Below are 17,622 nucleotides of genomic sequence, written 5' to 3'. Positions count from 1 at the left end.
ATGGGTTGTTGTCCAATAATAGGATTAACCTTCGGTTCGACCCACTTTACGAAATATACTTCTCATTCGGCAAAATGAGAAGTTGAAAGCACCGCAAGAAAACTATCTTGCGATGTTGTGCTATTACCACTTATTTATTCGCCATATTAGAACTATTCATCCACAGTTGACTTGCGCTGCAAACAAAGCAGTGCTTGTTTTTGCTCAGGTTGTGGATGACACTTCCGAGTATCCTCATGTGATCTAGGTTTTTAGATGAGCGGTTTTACCTAAATAAAGATAGAAATATATTTGACTATCATGACTTATCTTAAAAGTCAGTCAAAGTCGGCCTTTAACACAACCCGATAGCGTGCCTTGCCCTGATGCAAATGTTCAATTGCCTGATTGATCTGTGACATCGGAAAAACTTCCACCTGTGGGGCAATCTGTTTGCGTGCGGCAAATTGTAGTAATTGACGCAGCGCTGCAGGCGAACCTGTCGATGAACCAGTAACCGATTTTGCACCGCCAATTAAGCTGCCCGCCTTAATTTGCATGGGTTCTAGCGCTACACCTAGCATGTGAATAGTGCCATGTGGTGCAAGCGTACTTAAATAAGCATTCCAGTCCAAGCTTACGTTTACCGTACTTAAAATCAGGTCAAACTTGCCACGCTGGGTTTTAAGGGCAGCAGCATCACGGCTGTTCACTACATGGTCTGCACCCATAGCCAGTAATTCTGCGGTTTTGTCTGGATTGGAACTGAACGCCGTAATTTCACAGCCCCATGCTTTTAATAATTTGATGGCGATATGCCCCAAGCCACCAATACCAATCACCGCAACATGATGTACTGCCTGAATTTGATGTTTCAAGATCGGATCAAATACGGTAATTCCACCACAGAGCAAAGGCCCTGCACTGACAGGATCGACCTCATCGGGTAATGGAATTACCCATTGCCAACCTGCACGGACTTTATCGGCAAAACCACCTGCATGTCCCACAATGGTTGCGGTAGTGCCATTGCTGCACAGCACTTGTTCGCCTGCAATACAGGCATCGCAGTGTTGGCAACTGTCTGCAGTCCAGCCAATGCCTACACGTTGCCCCACGGTTAAGCCTTTGGCCTCACTGCCTAATTGGGTAATCGTGCCAATAATTTCATGTCCTGCCACCACAGGATATACCGAGGAATGCCAGTCATTTTGAATGACTGAAAGATCGGAATGGCATAAGCCACAATATTCGACTTTGACTTCTACCTGATGCGCCTGCAATTCACCCGCATCAAATTGATAGGCTTGCAGGGCTTCACCTGCCTGCATTGCGGCATAGGCTCGAATGGTATTACTCATATTGCACCGTCCTTGTCATCGACTGACTGTATTGATTGGTGATCTTGCTGTTATGGGTTGAGCAGTTTTGAATACTAAAGCTTGGATGTTGTTTTAAAGTGACAGTGATTTTCATGGTCATCGACCATGCCCACAGCCTGCATAAAGGCATAGCAGGTGGTCGGGCCTACAAATTTAAAACCATTTTTCTTTAAGGCTTTCGACATGGCAACACTAGCGTCGGTTTGTGCAGGCGCAAGACGATAGTCAGGTACATCATTCCTAATAGGTTGCTGTGCAACAAAACCCCAAAGCCATGTCACGACGTTTATATCGGCGTCTTTTAGTTTTTGCCATGCACGTGCGTTGTCACGAATTGCTTGTAATTTACCTCGATGTCGAATCAATCCAGCATCTTGTAATTTGAGCGCAATATCATCATCACTGAAGGCGGCAATTTCAGCAATGCTGTATTGGAAAAAATGCTGACGATACGCTTCGCGTTTTTTTAATACAGTAATCCAAGACAAGCCTGCTTGCTGTCCTTCCAAACACAGCATTTCAAATAAATGCGCTTCGGCAAATACAGCTTGTCCCCATTCTAAATCATGATAGGCAATATAAAGCGGATCATCGGAACACCAGCCACAGCGTTGTATCGTCATGGGTCATGCTCCTTGTTGAATAGATAGCTGAATAGATGTGAATGGGACGGACTTAAAGCTGAAATGCTGCCCATTGGTCATGTTGGTTATCCCAATAATATAGTTCTGCCTGTTGCAGATCGTGAAAGGAAATCCAGTTGTCTTTACCAACTTTATCTGAATAACCTGTGCTGATGAGCAGGGCATCTTCAGTAATTTCCATGACCCAGCCTTGATGGACTTGTCCTGCCAATACAATTTTTTGTTGATTGCCAGATTCTGCAAATTCCACCAATCGATTTATCAAGGCTTCAGACATGAAATGTTCCTAACAAAATTAACGTAAATAAGGATAAGGATTGACCGCACCGCGTCCTTTACCATTTAAATAAAGTCCGTAATGCAAATGTGCGGCAGTGTGTCGGGCGTTGCCTGTATTGCCGACATAGCCAATATGCGTTCCTGCCTTGACATAATCGCCCACGTTTAAACCGCGTTTATGTCCATCCAAGTGTGCATAGTAATGCCAAGTGCCTGCAGGCCCTAATATCCAAATTACTTTACCACCTAAGCGATTATCGCGTAAGTCTGCAATTAAACCTTCTGTAGCGCTATACACTTTGCTGCCTTTGGCGGCAAGAATATCAATGCCTTCATGCAAACGTCCGCTACTACGAGATGCACCCCAAGTGTCATTCAACTGATGCGCTTTAATGCCCTGCACAGGAATGGGCAAGCGAGTTTTTAAACTCATTTGATTGAGTTTTTGCACCAAGGTAGGCGGGAGTGGGGTACTGGGACGTTTCGGTGCAGAACTACAGGCCGCAATCAATAAGGTAAAGAGTGACAGGCTTAAAACAGCAATCCATCGAAACATAAGACATCCTTGTAATGGCAGTGAAAGCAAAGATTTCATTCATCACGACGCTTGACTATGTCACAGATTGATTGCCGAGATCAATTTTTTCATGGCCGTCGGAATGCCCAAATCGCTGGCTTGTTGCGGACTATACCAATCTGCATTCAGTTCTATTGCCAAGTGTTCTTGTAGATCAGCATCGACCTGAAAACACAGTGCTTCAAGCTGCCAAGTGAAATGGGTAAAGCTATGCGAAATTTGTGCGCGTTGCTGTACCTGTTTAAGGCTTAAGCTTTGACACAGTTGCTCAAAAGCCTGTGCATCTTCAATAACAGGCAAACACCATAGCCCGCCCCAAAGTCCTGTATTGGGACGTTGTTGCCACAACCATTGATCTGCACATTGCAGCACCAAGACTTGTGCAGATTTAACAGGCACGGCTTTTTTGGGTTTTTTAAAGGGCAATTCCTGCTCTAAACCTTGTTGATGTGCTTTGCAGTGTTGTTGCATTGGGCAATATAAGCACAGTGGCTTTTTGGGGGTACAAATGGTGGCGCCCAAATCCATAATGGCCTGCGTATAGTCATGATTACGTACTTCGGGGCAGAGTTGTTCTGCCAGTTGCCACATGGCACGTTCATGCACAGGTTTGGATAAGTCATCGTCAATAGCAAAAAAACGTGCTAAAACCCGTTTGACGTTGCCATCCATAATGACGCCGTATTGGCGTAAACCCAGCGACATCATGGCACCACCCGTAGAGCGACCAATGCCCGGCAAAGCCATCCACTGTTCGAGCGTACTTGGAAAATGTCCTTGCTGTGCCACAATGGCTGCGGCTTTATGCAAGTTGCGGGCGCGGGCGTAATAGCCTAAACCTGCCCAATACGGTGCAACTTCATCCCAAGTTGCACGTCCTAAATCTTGCACTGTCGGAAAGCGCTGCAAAAAACGCTCAAAATATTGCAATACGGTTTTGACCTGAGTTTGTTGCAGCATGATTTCAGACACCCACACCGCATAGGGATCATCGGCGACTTGCCACGGCAGGTCATGGCGTCCGTGTTGATCGAACCACGTGAGGAGAGCATCGGAAAATGAAAAAGCAGTCATGCGAACCCAGTTTGTAAAGTAGCGGCTTAGTATAGCCAAACTGGCGTGGGAATTACGTGCATAAAAAAAGAAGATGAGCGTGCATCTTCTTCTTTAGGTTTGGTTTCACTTGGTTTGGGATAAAACGAGTCGTGGTTTAAATTTGACCGCTCATACCCCAACGGTTATCCAATTTTAAGGTCTGACCTTCATAGCGTGGAATAATGTGGATGTGTAAATGCTCAGATTTAGCATCAAACACATCGCCATCATTAAAACCCACATGGAAACCTGCAGGTTGATGACGCAATTGCAACTCATTGCGCGCCAATTCTAATAAAGACAATAAACTTTTACGTTCTTTGTCTGTAATGTCAAAAAAAGAGCCGACGTGACGTAGCGGAATGATCACGCAATGTCCTTTAGACAGGGCATTGGGTTCAGGCAAAATTACCCCAAATTCATTTTTTGCCAAAACATCATAATCATCAAAATTGCAATAAGGGCATTGCTCAGTCATTGTTATATCCTCTTCTTTAAAATTTTCTTGGCTTGCGTTGAGTATATGCTGCGTAATGTGAACAGCAGATTAATCTGCTAAACGACGATCCAACACTTCATACATGGCAGCTAAACCTTGTTGCTCTGCCGATGCGTTATAGCCTAAATCGACCCCATTGGCTTTGGCACGTTCATCGGCTTGAGGGTTACTAAAGCCGTGTTTGGCATCTTCAAAAATAATCACTTCATGCTCTACTTGAGCCGCGTGCATTTCTTCACGGAAACTTGCGACGTCGTCTAAAGTCACCATGCTGTCCAGTTCACCATGCAACACCAAAATCTCGGCTTGTACCTGACCTTGTTGTGCAGGGGCTTTCGGGCTGAGGTTGGCGTGGAAGGTCACCACTGCTTTTAATGCTGCGCCAGAACGAGCCAAATCCAGAACGACTTTGCCGCCATAACAGAAACCAATTGCAGCGAGTTTATCGCGATTTACTTCAGGTTGGGCAGCTAAAGTGTCCAAAGCTGCAGACGCACGAGTCACAATTGTGTCAGCATCTGCAAAAGTTTGCATCATCCATTCATTGGCTTGGGCTGCGGTGGTGGTGACTTTTTTATCGCCATACATATCAATCGCTAAGGCTGCAAAACCATGTTCAGCCAATTCACGCGCGCGTTGTTCGGTATATTCGTTACGTCCCCACCATTCAGGTGCGACAATCACCCCCGCGACAGCTTGTGCTGTTTCTGGTGCAGCAAAATAACCGATCAGTTTGCTGCCATCTGCAGCCGTATATTCAATTTCGCGAGTTTTGATTGCTAAAGCCATGCCTTATTCCTTATCGTTTTCAATGCCATGATTAAAGCATAATAATATGGCACGCATTTTTAAAAACAGGGTAAATACTGCCTATAAATGTGAGAAAATATTTTTAAAATAGCCAAATTGGCATTTGTTGCGTAAAAAGCGGACATAAAAAAAGAAGGAAAAATCCTTCTTTTTTATCTGATTTTTAGGAATTTATAGACGAGGTCACTAGATTTTTCCGCGAGAGAGGAAACCAACAATTGCCAAAATCACAGCAATCACCAATAAAATAATGGCAAAGTCTTTGGATAAACCTGCGACACCACCAAAACCAAGTAAACTCGCGATTAACGCAATCACTGCGAAGATTATAGCCCAACGAAACATAATTGTTCTCCATGTGTTTTTATAGCTTCTGAATTTAGTATAGGGAGCTGAACGCAGCACACTGTTTTGTTTTTGTGTATTAAATGTTCAGTTGTTTGAGTTAAGTGTTTGATTCATTTAAAGACTAAACAAAAGCAACAAGTTGAAACAAGGCTGTTATAATGACGCAGTTTTGTTATTTTCTGTGCGCTATGTCTGATCAATTACGACCTGAATTTTGGAAAAACTATCCGCTGAATGCCTTAAATACTGCGGAATGGGAAGCCTTGTGCGATGGTTGCGGTTTATGCTGTTTGGTCAAACTAGAAGATGAAGACACGCAAGAAGTGGCCTATACCAAAGTGGCGTGCAAGTTACTGGACTGTAACACAGCACGTTGTTCAGATTATGCCAATCGCTTTGACTTTGTGCCCGATTGCATTCAACTTACCCCCGAAAAACTGGAAAAAATTCACTGGTTGCCGCCAAGTTGTGCCTATCGTCGTTTAAAACAGGGCAAAAATTTGCCATCTTGGCATTACTTAAATACGGGCTCACGCCAAAGTGTGATTAAAGCCAAAAAATCTGCGGCAGGGCGTTGTATTTCAGAACTGGATGTTGCAGAAGAAGATATAGAAGATTATGTGGTGCGTTGGGTGCGTTAATTCATACTGCAGAATAAACTTTGAATCGTGTTTTAGCGATAAATCGGTACGATTAGAAATACTCCAAAGCTTGAGATCATAGTAGACTAGGTTGAAGTCAAGTATAGAAATAACAAGATGTCAGAGAGTCATATTCCACTGCCTGAGCGTTTGCGTCCACGCGATTTATCGCAAATTATTGGTCAAGATCATCTTTTAGGTGAGCAAGCGCCGTTACGCCAAATGATTGATCAGGGGCATTTGCCTTCAATTATTTTCTGGGGGCCACCAGGGGTGGGGAAAACCACCATCGCTTTGCTGTTGGCGCAGGCGGTAGATCGTCCTTTTATCAGCCTTTCTGCCTTGAATACTGGGGTCAAAGAGCTGCGTGAAATTATTGCCGAAGGCGGCGATTTGCTCACACCAGTGGTGTTTATTGATGAAATTCATCGCTTTAATAAGTCGCAGCAAGATGCCTTATTAAATGCGGTGGAAAAGGGCAAAATCACCTTAATTGGTGCGACCACTGAAAATCCATCTTTTGAAGTCAATAGTGCGCTGCTTTCACGTTGTCAGGTCTATACCTTAAAGGCTTTAGATGCCGATTCGATTCAGACTTTGCTTACTCAAGCCATTCAGCAAGATCAATTCTTAAAAGACCGTTATATTCAGATTGAAGAATTTGATGCTCTGATTCAGTTTGCTGCAGGTGATGCACGCAAGGCTTTAAACCTACTGGACTTGGTGGCAAGCACCTTTGAACCCGAGGTGGAAAATATCATCACCAACGCGATTGTGGTCAAGGTTGCGCAACAAAACATTGCCCGTTATGACAAGTCAGGCGAGCAACATTATGATTTGGTATCGGCTTTTATTAAGTCAATTCGTGGCAGTGACCCCGATGCTGCATTGTATTGGATGGCGCGCATGCTCAAAGGCGGTGAAGCCCCGAGCTTTATTGCGCGTCGCATGTTGATTGCTGCTTCGGAAGATATTGGCAATTCAAATCCGAATGCCTTGTTATTGGCAGGCGAGTGTTTCCGCTCGGTACAAGTGCTGGGTATGCCCGAAGCGCGGATTATTTTAGGACAATGTGCAGTATATTTGGCGACCAGTGCCAAAAGTAACAGTACTTATTTGGCAATTAATAAAGCCATGGATTTGGCTGAAAAAACCGCCAACTTACCTGTGCCACTGCATTTGCGTAATGCACCGACCAAACTGATGAAAGAACAAGGCTATGGCGTAGATTATTTGTATCCGCACAATTACCCAGAGCATTTTGTGCTACAGGACTATTTGCCGCCTGAACTGAAAGGCACAAAGTTGTATGAGTCGGCACGTAATAAACGTGAAGTGGAAGGTGAGCGTTTACAACAACGTCGTTGGCAGCAGACTCAATCCTAAGCGATTTGGTATAGCTGAAAAGATATTTGTAAAAGTATTGGCATAAAAAAAGCTCAAGAATCAACTTGAGCTTTTTTAGATTTGTTTGCAGCCTTGAGTGCTGCATTCAAAGGCTTAAAGCGGTTTGATGTTTACAGCATTCGGGCCTTTTTGACCTTGCGCAATGCTGAATTCAACTTGCTGACCTTCGTGTAAAGTCTTGAAGCCTGAGTGTGCGATTTCGCTGAAATGCGCAAACACATCTGGACCAGATTCTGGTTGAATAAAACCAAAACCTTTAGTTTCGTTAAACCACTTTACCGTGCCTTTCATTGTCGGATTTGACATAGGGAAATATCCTGCTGAATTTTAATATGTTGCAATCTAAAAAAGATTTGGAATAACTGGGAAAAAGATGCGACTTAAAATCTGAACAAACGAAGGATTACAAAATAAAACTACGGACTTAGACGATTAAAACGAACTTCATATTTTTCTAGTATGACAACAAGCATACACGGAATTGCAGAATACACAATTTAAATTCAGATAAATTTAAAAATAGGCAGACAGACTGGGCATTGTGGATGGGGCGATTTTTTCAAAGATTTGGTTTGTAAACCCTGTTTGGTCTACAGCAAAATACAAAAAACCGAGCAATGTTGCTCGGTTTTGGGAATTCAGCTTTTAAAATTGAAAAGCTTGAATTAGATATTGTCTAAGTCGATGCCTAAACGTGCAGCAACTTCTTCATAAGCTTCAACCACACCGCCTAAACCTTGACGGAAACGGTCTTTGTCGAGTTTCTTCTTGGTGTCTTTGTCCCATAAACGGCAACCGTCTGGAGAGAACTCATCACCCAACACAATACGGTCGTGGAATACACCAAACTCAAGTTTGAAGTCGACCAAAATCATGTTACCTGCATCAAACAATGCTTTTAATACATCGTTGACTTGGTAAGTTAATTCTTTCATTTTTGCCAATTGTTCAGCATTGGCCCAACCTAAAGCAATCGCTTGAGATTCGTTTACCATTGGGTCGCCAAGAGCGTCATCTTTAAAGAACAATTCAAATGTAGGTGGGGTCAGTTCTTTACCTTCTTCTACACCTAAACGACGGCAGAGTGAACCTGCAGCGTAGTTACGAATAACGCACTCTACAGGAATCATGTCTAACTTTTTCACCAATACTTCGTTTGGTGTAAGTAGTTTTTCAAAGTGAGTTTCGATACCCGCTTCAGCCAATTTTTCCATGATAAAGGCGTTAAAACGGTTGTTCACCTTACCTTTACGATCTAGTTGTTCGATTTTTTCGCCATTGAACGCAGAGGCATCATCACGAAAGACTAAAATCAGGTGGTCTGCACTGTCTGTGGTATAAACAGATTTTGCTTTACCAGTATAGAGCAAGGTTTGTTTTAACATGAGGGAACCTTTTTCAAAAAAAAATGCCTAGTACGGCTAGGCTGGCCAATTTTGGTAAATCTGGGCCAACAGATCTGCAGCTTTTTCTTGATCTGCAAAGCTGTTATCGGCATTGAATACAGCTAGGTTGTTGCTCGAACCGACAGAGGTCAATCTTAAGACATAAATCTGTTGATCGACCTTAATGGTTGCCTCGTAACGGTTCTTACTTTGACCAACAATGCTGTAATTCAGACTGCTGAGGGTGGCAAGTGTGTATTGCCAAATTGTAGCAGAATTTCCATCAATTTTGAGCAACGGATTTTGGTTTCCGTCAACTACGGGTTGAGGACGTCCAATTTGCGTACTGTCTTGAACTGTGTTGCTGCTGGCTTGCATGGCTTCAGGACGTGGCATCGCAAAACGGTTGCCACGTGCATTTTCAAGCTTAGGTGCATTTGCCGTTGCTAAAGGGTCAACGCTTGGTGCAGGATACAACGGTGTTGCAGGTCGAACCACAGAACCTTCTGGATATTGAAGTGGTGCTAAAGTAGCGGCGTCTTTATAGTCCAATGAACCATTATTGATGGCAAGAGAACTACAACCAGCCAAACTCAATACTGAAAGTGCGGCGATCAAACCAAAACGTAATTGCATCATACTAAGCTCTTTTATTGAATGACACCCGCAGCCTGAAGGGCTTCGCGTAACGGTGCACGATATTGTTCTGCAAGCGGAGTTAATGGCAGGCGAATTCCTGTACCAATTAATCCCATTTCATGAAGTGCCCATTTCACAGGAATTGGGTTCGATTCACAAAATAGAATATTGTGTAAATTTGCAATCGCACTGTTTTGTTGCTCTGCACCTGCAGCATCACCTGCGATTGCAGCCGCGCAAACTTGGCTCATGGCTTTTGGTGCAACATTGGCAGTTACAGAAATATTGCCTTTTGCACCGTGCAGCATCAATTGATATGCCGTAGCGTCATCGCCTGAATACACCACCATGTTTTTGCCTGTTAAGCCAGCCAATAATTGCTGACCACGTGGCACATCGCCCGTTGCATCTTTTACGCCCACAATATTTGGGATGTCTGCAAGACGGATGACCGTTTCATTTGACATATCTACACCAGTACGACCCGGTACATTATATAAAATGATAGGTAAATCAACTGCTTCTGCAATTGCTTTATAGTGCTGGTATAAACCTTCCTGAGTTGGCTTATTATAATAAGGCGTTACCAATAAGGCCGCATCTGCGCCCAATTGTTGTGCTTCTTTGGTCAGTTCGATGGCTTCATGCGTTGAGTTTGCACCAGTACCAGCAATGACAGGAATACGCTTATTTGCGACGCGAATAATTTCTGCGATCACTTTGGTGTGCTCTTCCATACTTAAGGTCGATGCTTCACCAGTTGTACCTACAGCAACAATACTGTTGGTACCTTGTTCTATGTGCCACTCAACGAGCTTCTCGAGACCTTTCCAATCTACGCTGCCATCTTCTAACATTGGGGTGACAATTGCGACAATTGAGCCTTGAATGGTCTGTGCTTGCTGAGTCATTTTTTAAAAAGATCCTATTTTTCCATCCACAGAGGTGTAGAAAAGGTAGATGTGGATGGTTGCAGTATTTTGATTTGGGTCAAAATTCAATCAAATTGATTAAATAATGCTTAGCCAAATTATGACTGATTCAGTGTGTCAGAACAATATGCTTTCGTCAAAGCAATCATAAACTTTGTTTAATTTAGTATTTTAGGATCAGCAGCTTGTTGTTCAAAATAAAAAAATAATAACCATCTCCTTTGTACCCAAATTTTCATTGATATGGCGCAACCCTCATCAGCACTTTTTTAGCCACAGCCTTTCAGGGCGAGCATATTTTTTGCTGCTATTGCGTTATGTGCCAGTCATTTAGAATGACTAAATTTCCTGTCTCATGCCTTATATCAGCTAAAAAATCTTGCGAGATATATCTCTCACGTCGCAAACATAGATGAATTGTCAACAGACCCTAGATATTTATATAAAAAAACGCTCAATTCAGACCTTATAGCTCTTATATCTGACTGTTTTAATCGGGATATTTTGATTTTTGATTCTTAAGAATAATAGCTTTTAAGTCTACCTATGTTGTCGCTGACTTCTTAAATGGTGAGAAATCTTGCGCTGAATTTACTGCTTTAAGCGGGAAAATAGCGTGTAATTTGCCAGATTTATTGTTTTTTTCGCTATGTTTTTTTCTACATGCTGCGCAACACGTTTGCGCTGATCTGAAAAAATTCACTTTGGTCTAACACTTATTGATAGCTATTGCTGCAGTTTAAAACTGCGCAAGATGCAGGCTTTCACATGGCTATCTAATTCTAGTAGAGGGACCCAATGGATAGATCAACACAACATAGCGATCAGCGGCATGCGGTTATTACCGTCGCGATCTGCTTTTTAATTGCAGTGATTGAAGGTCTGGATATTCAGGCAGCAGGTATTGCTGCGGCAGGTATCCGTGAGCATTTTGGTTTAGACAGCTCGCAGCTTGGGGTATTTTTTAGTGCGGGTATTTTAGGTTTATTGCCAGGTGCTTTGGTTGGCGGACGTTTTGCAGACCGTATTGGTCGTAAAAAAGTATTAATCTGGTCTACAGCAGTCTTTGCTTTATTTACCTTATGTACGGTGTGGGTGAATAGCTTTGAAAGCCTATTGGCGGTGCGCTTCTTGGCAGGTGCGGGTTTAGGGGCAGCCATGCCAATTTTAATTACTTTGGCATCTGAAGCTGTTTCGCCACAAAACCGTGGTCGTGCTGTGGGCTTGATGTATTGTGGTATGCCTGTGGGTGCAGCCATTTTATCTTTAATTGCCAGTACAGATTTTGGCTCAAACTGGAAAAACATTTTCTATTTGGGTGGTTTGCTGCCATTTATTGTCATTCCATTGATGATGTGGTTATTGCCAGAATCACGTGAATTCTTAAAAGCACAAGCGGCAGGTAAAGATGTCACAGCACAAAATGCTGCGCCAAAAGCATCTTTTAAAGATTTGTTTAATTCACAAAACTTATTGCGTACCTTATTTATTTGGGTGAGTTACTTCTTTACCTTGATGGTGGTTTACATCATGTTGAGCTGGTTACCATCTTTATTTATGGAATTAGGTTTCTCGCGTAAAGAAGGCAGTACTGCACAGTTCTATTTCATGGTGAGTGCGACAGTCGGTACTGTAATTTTGGGTATGCTGACCGACCGTTGGAAAAAAGCCTACGTGATTTTATTGATGTATGGTGGTATTTTGGCAGGTTTATTTGCTCTAAATGCAGCGGGTTCACTCATGCAAATGTATATGGCTTCAGCTTTGGTCGGTGCTTTTGTGATTGGCTGTCAGGGCGTGTTATATGCTTTTGGTAGTATTGTCTACCCAACCGAAGTACGTGGTACTGGGGTCGGTGTTGCCTCTGCTGTTGGTCGTGTAGGCGCAATGCTTGGCCCTGCTATTGCAGGTCAGTTGTTGGCAGCAGGCTTTGGTGCGGCTGGGGTTATTTCAGCAGCCATTCCATGTATTATTATTTCAGCCATTTTCATGTTGTTATTGGTACGTCGTATTCAAACTGTTTAAAAGGATGAGAACAGTTGAAAGACCAAATAGCCTGCACCTGCAGGCTATTTTTTTGTATGTTGATCGCTGATTTTTGAGAGAAAATGCTCGAATGAAGTGTGACAAGTACTGTCGCAAAGCTGCCTGTTCTACTGGGTGGCAATGACGCAAGCAGGGTATAATAAGTCCTAAAAAACAGTAAATATAAGAGTATCATTTGAAGCAGAAAAAATTGATTGCAGAATTTCAGTTGGATCAACAGCAGTTTTCGCTGTATCTGATTGAATATGAATTTATTTTAGAACTGAAACGCCATTTTCGAGCAACACGGACTTCTCCAAAACAAAACGCGTGGCTGGCGTTTGCAGATCAAGCCACTTATGAAGATGTCAATGCTGGGATTGATGCCTTTCAGGTCATGTCTTTAGCCCGACAACATTTGGTGAATTATTTGACTCGGCATCCACTGCCTTATTTTTATTTCCATGCTGCCACAGCACGTAAAGCCAAAGTCTATCCGCGTTTTGTACGGCAGTTATTGTCACAATTACCTGTCTATCAACATTGTGGGGAACAGGGTTCTTTTTATTTTTATCAAAGTGATACAACTCAGGTTTAAATTTCAGCTATGCTGATGGCAGTGTTTAGCTTTGAAAAGGAAACAGCATGCAGCAGGTCAATAGCGCCCTGATTGTGGTGGATGTGCAAAACGGATTTTGTCCGGGTGGAAATTTGGCCGTTGCCGACGCCGATCAAATCATTCCCTGCATTAATGCGCTTGGGCGCGTGTTTCATAATATTGTGATTACGCAAGACTGGCATCCTGCAACGCATGTATCCTTTGCGGCAAACCATGCGGGCAAGCAAGCTTATGAACAGATTCAGCTCAGCTATGGTGAGCAGGTACTTTGGCCTGTGCATTGTGTGCAAGGCACAGCTGATGCTGAATTACACCCAGATTTAGATTTGCCTACAGCACAATTGATTATACGCAAAGGTTTTCACGAGCAAATAGACAGTTATTCTGCCTTTATGGAAGCAGACCGCAAAACCACCACAGGCTTGGCGGCCTATTTAAAAGCCCGTGAAATTGATACGGTTTATATTGTGGGCATTGCCACCGACTTTTGTGTGGCGTGGACGGCAATAGATGCCTGTGAGTTGGGTTTTAGCACCTATGTGATTGAAGATGCCACCAAAGCGATTGATTTAAATGGCTCTTTAGAACAAGCATGGCAACAGATGTTGGCACAAGGAGTACAGCGAGTACAAAGTCAGCACTTACTTGGCTAAAACTAGATAACGAACTGGCCGCGAAAGGGAAGGGCGAAATCTTCCTTTTTGCTATAAAAATAGATTAAATGTAAAATAAAATAAATAAAAATCAATTTTTTACATATACCCAATTTTGACGAAATGTTCTGCGATTGATCGTGGGTGTAACATGATTGTCATAATCTCTACCTACCATGCCTTGCACAGAGGCGAAATAAGCAGACTGTCTTAAAAACAGCATAGAGAAGATATGGAACACTTTCAGCATTCATCTGATACTTATTTTAATCGTGAACTCTCTTTAATTGAGTTTAACCGTCGGGTCTTGGCGCAAGCTTTAGACCCAGAGTTACCTATTTTAGAGCGACTCAATTTTTTAATTATTTTTTCACGTAATTTAGATGAGTTTTTTGAAATTCGCGTTGCAGGTTTAATGAAGCAACTCGATTTGAATGCCATTACCCGTACCCCAGATGCCATTCCGACTGAACAGGTCTTGGTAGAACTGTCTGATAAAGTGCATCAGGCGGTGAAGCAGCAATACGACACTTTAAATTATGCCATTTTGCCGCAGCTGCAAAGTTTAGGGATTCACTTTATTCAATACCATGACATTGTGGATAAACATAAAGCGTGGATTGCCGATTATTTTGCCCGTCAGGTACAGCCTGTTTTAACGCCAATTAGCCTAGACCCATCGCATCCATTTCCGCGTTTGGTCAATAAAAGTCTGAACTTTATTGTCAGTTTACAAGGCAAAGATGCTTTTGGACGTGAAATTGAAATGGCGATTGTGCCTGCGCCACGCTCTTTGCCACGTTTAATCAATTTGCCAAAAGAAGTGGCAGGTAGTGCGACTGAACATATTTTCTTGACTGCGATTATTCAGCAGCATATCAATGATCTGTTCCCAGGCATGAAAGCCACAGGTTGCTATGCGTTTCGAGTGACCCGCAATGCCGACCTGATTTTGGCCGAAGATGTCGATGATTTGGCAGTTGCCTTAAAAGATGAATTATCGTCACGTCGTTTTGGGCGTGCGGTACGTTTAGAAATTGAAGATGATTGCCCGCAAGATATTATTGATTATTTGCTCAGAGAGTTTGATTTAGATGAGCAGCAATTATATCGGATTAGCGGGCCGATTAACCTGTCGCGTCTGACCAGTAGTTTTGACCGACCTGAATTGAAATATCCACCTTTTGCACCTGTGATTCCAAAAATATTTCGGAAGCAAAAACCGATGTTTGAGATTCTGAAAAAGCAGGATGTGTTGCTACATCACCCATTTGACTCTTTTCAGCCGGTGATTAATTTACTCAAAGAAGCGGCGAAAGACCCAAATGTGTTGGCGATTAAGCAAACGCTGTATCGTAGTGGCCCAGATTCTGAAATTGTGCAGGTACTTGCAGAAGCCGCACGTAATGGCAAAGAAGTCACTGCCGTGATCGAGCTACGCGCACGTTTTGATGAAGAATCCAACATTATGGTCGCCAACGTCTTGCAAGAGGCAGGCGCAGTGGTGGTGTATGGCATTGTCGGCTATAAAACCCATGCCAAAATGATTTTGATTGTGCGTCGTGAGCAAGATCAGTTGGTGCGCTATGTGCATTTGGGTACAGGCAACTATCATGCGGGCAATGCACGTATGTACACCGACTATGGTTTGATGACCACACATCCTGATATTTGTGAAGATGTGCATCGGGTGTTTCAGGAACTCACAGGCATGGGCAGATCGGCAAAATTAAAAAACTTGCTGCATGCACCATTTACCTTGCACAGTGAATTGCTCAAACTGATTGAACAAGAAATCGGGTTTGCACAAGCAGGCAAAGCTGCCCGAATTATCATTAAAGTCAATGCATTGACTGAGCCTGAGTTAATTACGGCTTTGTACCGTGCTTCGCAGGCAGGGGTACAGGTCGATTTAATTATCCGCTCGATTTGTTGTTTGATTCCAAAAGTGAAAGGTATGTCTGAGCGTATTCATGTCCGTTCGATTGTGGGACGCTTTTTGGAGCATACCCGCGTGTATTATTTTGAGCATGGTGGTGCAAAAAAATTGTACTGCGCCAGCGCAGACTGGATGGGGCGCAACTTATTTTCACGGGTGGAAACTTGCTTCCCTATTTTGGATGAGAAAATTAAACAGCGTATTGTAGAAGATGGCTTGCTGAGTTATTTGCATGACAATCAAAATGCGTGGGAGCTACAAGCCAATGGCGAATGGCAGAAAGCTGCTGTGGTGGGGCAGGCTGCTGTACACAATGCGCAAATGTATTTGGTCGAGCAGAAGCAGTTGAATGTGTAAATTGGGCTGCAGTAAATGGATGTGATCTAGCATCTGTGAGTATAAAAAACCTGAGTATGTGTGCATACTCAGGTTTTTATGCTTTTAAGGCATCTCATGGATTATTTTAAGAAGCTCTTGAATGTTTGCCTTTTAGAATTTCAGTTCGCAGGCTTTGCGCCAACTCAGCCGATTGGCTGTCCATGCCATTAACCATAAAGGCATGGCGCATCAGCACATTGGTCGGATTTGGCATACTCACTAATTCATAATGCGTAGACAGTTCATCTAGTAATTCATTCGGTAAATGCACTGCATTTTCACGAGCAGATAATTGATGCACCAAACGCTCTGCTGCCTGCACTGCAGATAACTGCATGGCTTCGACTGCGGTTGATAAACCACTGCGAGTTTGCAACACAAAACGCTTTTCTTCACGATAACGCTTATACAGCACTTCAGACAATAACTGGAACACCGTGCCAATCATGGCCATACAGGCTGCTGCATTTGGTGTATTGGCTGCAATACTGAGTGTTGCGCCATCTTCATGGAATGGTTGTACTGTTTGAATGTCGGAACGGTTTAACTTGTAGTGTTGTACGCACAGTTCAATGCTTTTGTTCAGGAAAATCTGACATAAGCTAAAATAAGGCACAGACACACTTTGCGTGACCGTGTCTAATAATTGTTTCGGGTCATAAAACTGAATATTCAGCGCAATGTTGTTTTGCTCTTGGCTTTGCTCAATGGCTTTGTTTGCTTTAGGCGACATCACAGGTTTAGGCTGTTGCTGTGCCTGCGCAAGTGCCAAAGCCGTTTGATGTTTTTCTTGTTCAAGGGCTTGCGTCAATAATTGTAATTCGTGTTTAAGGCGAGATTCATTATTAATGCGTGCTAAATATTCACTACGACTTGGACGGGCAATCGCGCGATAAGCCAACCATAACAAGCCATGAACCAATAATGATAAAAGTGTCGCTAACCATTGGGTACGCAGAATTTCACCAATACTTGGCTGAATTAAGGTAATTTCAATGCTGCCGACTTTCTTTTCATTGATGATTGCATCGCGGACAAAGACTTCACCTTCACGGGTACGTGACTGTCCACCTGTCGCCAAGACCTGATTTTGCGCATCTAAAATACGAATAGAAGCAATGCTTGGATTGGTGGCATAACGATTCACCAATAATGCCAGTGATACTGTATTGGCAGGTTCCAGCTCAGAAAGGCTGTCTGTGACCAGTTGGCTGGTCATTAACTGCCCCTGATTGGCGCGGTTTTCATTTAATTGGTGTGTTGTTGCAAGCACCAATAAAAAGGTGTGAAAAGCAAAACTTACAATCAATAGGCTAGCAAATAGCCCTTGTCTAGGCGCATTCAAGGTAAAACTTCCAAGGCATTTATATTCAATTTAGATTATGATTCTC

At 43.1% G+C, this 17,622-nt stretch carries 19 protein-coding genes; 6 read left to right on the top strand and 13 right to left on the bottom strand.

From position 1 onward, the window contains the following. Positions 1 to 317 precede the first annotated feature (317 nt). From FTV52_RS09825 to FTV52_RS09790, 8 genes are all read right to left on the bottom strand, one after another. Positions 318 to 1,340 (bottom strand): NAD(P)-dependent alcohol dehydrogenase, encoded by a 1,023-nt coding sequence (locus tag FTV52_RS09825; RefSeq protein ID WP_004974093.1) that lies wholly within the window; start codon positions 1,338 to 1,340, stop codon positions 318 to 320. Positions 1,341 to 1,414: 74 nt separating this feature from the next. Continuing rightward, the gene (locus FTV52_RS09820) at positions 1,415 to 1,984 is read right to left on the bottom strand and encodes a DNA-3-methyladenine glycosylase I (RefSeq protein WP_179990736.1); all 570 of its coding nucleotides are present in this window, start codon (positions 1,982 to 1,984) and stop codon (positions 1,415 to 1,417) included. A gap of 52 nt (positions 1,985 to 2,036) precedes the next feature. Beyond that, positions 2,037 to 2,282, bottom strand: a complete 246-nt coding sequence (locus FTV52_RS09815) for a hypothetical protein (RefSeq protein ID WP_104852758.1) — start codon at positions 2,280 to 2,282, stop codon at positions 2,037 to 2,039. A gap of 18 nt (positions 2,283 to 2,300) precedes the next feature. After that, on the bottom strand, positions 2,301 to 2,840 hold the full coding sequence (locus FTV52_RS09810; RefSeq protein ID WP_179990735.1) for a M23 family metallopeptidase: 540 nt from the start codon (positions 2,838 to 2,840) through the stop codon (positions 2,301 to 2,303). A gap of 60 nt (positions 2,841 to 2,900) precedes the next feature. Then, positions 2,901 to 3,935, bottom strand: coding sequence for an A/G-specific adenine glycosylase (mutY, locus tag FTV52_RS09805; RefSeq protein ID WP_179990734.1), 1,035 nt, complete (start codon positions 3,933 to 3,935; stop codon positions 2,901 to 2,903). A gap of 136 nt (positions 3,936 to 4,071) precedes the next feature. Further along, a complete protein-coding gene (locus tag FTV52_RS09800) occupies positions 4,072 to 4,434 on the bottom strand; it encodes an HIT family protein (RefSeq protein ID WP_070155794.1) in 363 nt (120 codons plus the stop codon). Positions 4,435 to 4,503: 69 nt separating this feature from the next. Beyond that, positions 4,504 to 5,244, bottom strand: a complete 741-nt coding sequence (locus FTV52_RS09795; RefSeq protein ID WP_136144130.1) for a dienelactone hydrolase family protein — start codon at positions 5,242 to 5,244, stop codon at positions 4,504 to 4,506. Positions 5,245 to 5,451: 207 nt separating this feature from the next. Further along, positions 5,452 to 5,610: a DUF1328 domain-containing protein gene (locus FTV52_RS09790; protein ID WP_004974108.1), complete on the bottom strand. Its 159-nt coding sequence runs from the start codon at positions 5,608 to 5,610 to the stop codon at positions 5,452 to 5,454. 191 nt (positions 5,611 to 5,801) lie between these two features. On the opposite strand from FTV52_RS09790, the gene FTV52_RS09785 reads away from it, so the two are divergent. Further along, positions 5,802 to 6,254 (top strand): YcgN family cysteine cluster protein, encoded by a 453-nt coding sequence (locus tag FTV52_RS09785; protein WP_136144131.1) that lies wholly within the window; start codon positions 5,802 to 5,804, stop codon positions 6,252 to 6,254. A 117-nt stretch (positions 6,255 to 6,371) separates the two neighbouring features. Continuing rightward, complete coding sequence (locus FTV52_RS09780) at positions 6,372 to 7,640, top strand: replication-associated recombination protein A (RefSeq protein WP_179990733.1); 1,269 nt, start codon at positions 6,372 to 6,374, stop codon at positions 7,638 to 7,640. Between the two features lie 114 nt (positions 7,641 to 7,754). Here the strand turns inward: FTV52_RS09780 and FTV52_RS09775 are convergent, their stop codons facing one another. The 4 genes from FTV52_RS09775 to dapA all read right to left on the bottom strand — a co-directional run bounded on the left by FTV52_RS09775 (position 7,755) and on the right by dapA (position 10,596). After that, positions 7,755 to 7,967 carry a cold-shock protein gene (locus FTV52_RS09775; RefSeq protein WP_004974113.1) on the bottom strand — a complete coding sequence of 71 codons (213 nt, stop codon included), beginning with the start codon at positions 7,965 to 7,967 and terminating at the stop codon, positions 7,755 to 7,757. A 359-nt stretch (positions 7,968 to 8,326) separates the two neighbouring features. Then, complete coding sequence (gene purC / locus FTV52_RS09770; protein WP_004974116.1) at positions 8,327 to 9,046, bottom strand: phosphoribosylaminoimidazolesuccinocarboxamide synthase; 720 nt, start codon at positions 9,044 to 9,046, stop codon at positions 8,327 to 8,329. A gap of 36 nt (positions 9,047 to 9,082) precedes the next feature. Further along, positions 9,083 to 9,682, bottom strand: coding sequence for a lipoprotein-34 precursor (NlpB) (locus FTV52_RS09765; RefSeq protein ID WP_179990751.1), 600 nt, complete (start codon positions 9,680 to 9,682; stop codon positions 9,083 to 9,085). Between the two features lie 14 nt (positions 9,683 to 9,696). Then, on the bottom strand, positions 9,697 to 10,596 hold the full coding sequence (gene dapA, locus FTV52_RS09760) for a 4-hydroxy-tetrahydrodipicolinate synthase (protein ID WP_131261232.1): 900 nt from the start codon (positions 10,594 to 10,596) through the stop codon (positions 9,697 to 9,699). 819 nt (positions 10,597 to 11,415) lie between these two features. On the opposite strand from dapA, the gene mhpT reads away from it, so the two are divergent. The 4 genes from mhpT to ppk1 all read left to right on the top strand — a co-directional run bounded on the left by mhpT (position 11,416) and on the right by ppk1 (position 16,210). Then, positions 11,416 to 12,642, top strand: a complete 1,227-nt coding sequence (gene mhpT, locus FTV52_RS09755; RefSeq protein WP_131261231.1) for a 3-(3-hydroxy-phenyl)propionate transporter MhpT — start codon at positions 11,416 to 11,418, stop codon at positions 12,640 to 12,642. Positions 12,643 to 12,838: 196 nt separating this feature from the next. Next, positions 12,839 to 13,240 carry a hypothetical protein gene (locus FTV52_RS09750; RefSeq protein ID WP_179990732.1) on the top strand — a complete coding sequence of 134 codons (402 nt, stop codon included), beginning with the start codon at positions 12,839 to 12,841 and terminating at the stop codon, positions 13,238 to 13,240. A 47-nt stretch (positions 13,241 to 13,287) separates the two neighbouring features. After that, positions 13,288 to 13,914, top strand: a complete 627-nt coding sequence (gene pncA, locus FTV52_RS09745) for a bifunctional nicotinamidase/pyrazinamidase (protein WP_179990731.1) — start codon at positions 13,288 to 13,290, stop codon at positions 13,912 to 13,914. 232 nt (positions 13,915 to 14,146) lie between these two features. Further along, complete coding sequence (gene ppk1 / locus FTV52_RS09740; protein WP_131261229.1) at positions 14,147 to 16,210, top strand: polyphosphate kinase 1; 2,064 nt, start codon at positions 14,147 to 14,149, stop codon at positions 16,208 to 16,210. Between the two features lie 106 nt (positions 16,211 to 16,316). On the opposite strand, the gene FTV52_RS09735 is transcribed toward ppk1, so the two are convergent. Further along, entirely contained in the window at positions 16,317 to 17,576 is a 1,260-nt protein-coding gene (locus tag FTV52_RS09735) for a hypothetical protein (protein ID WP_004974135.1), read from the bottom strand. Positions 17,577 to 17,622 lie beyond the last annotated feature (46 nt).

This window comes from Acinetobacter sp. YH1901141, from assembly GCF_013416935.1.
Lineage (GTDB): Bacteria > Pseudomonadota > Gammaproteobacteria > Pseudomonadales > Moraxellaceae > Acinetobacter > Acinetobacter towneri.
The sequence above is the reverse complement of the archived record's forward strand: the minus strand, read 5'-3'. Positions and strand labels throughout refer to the sequence as shown.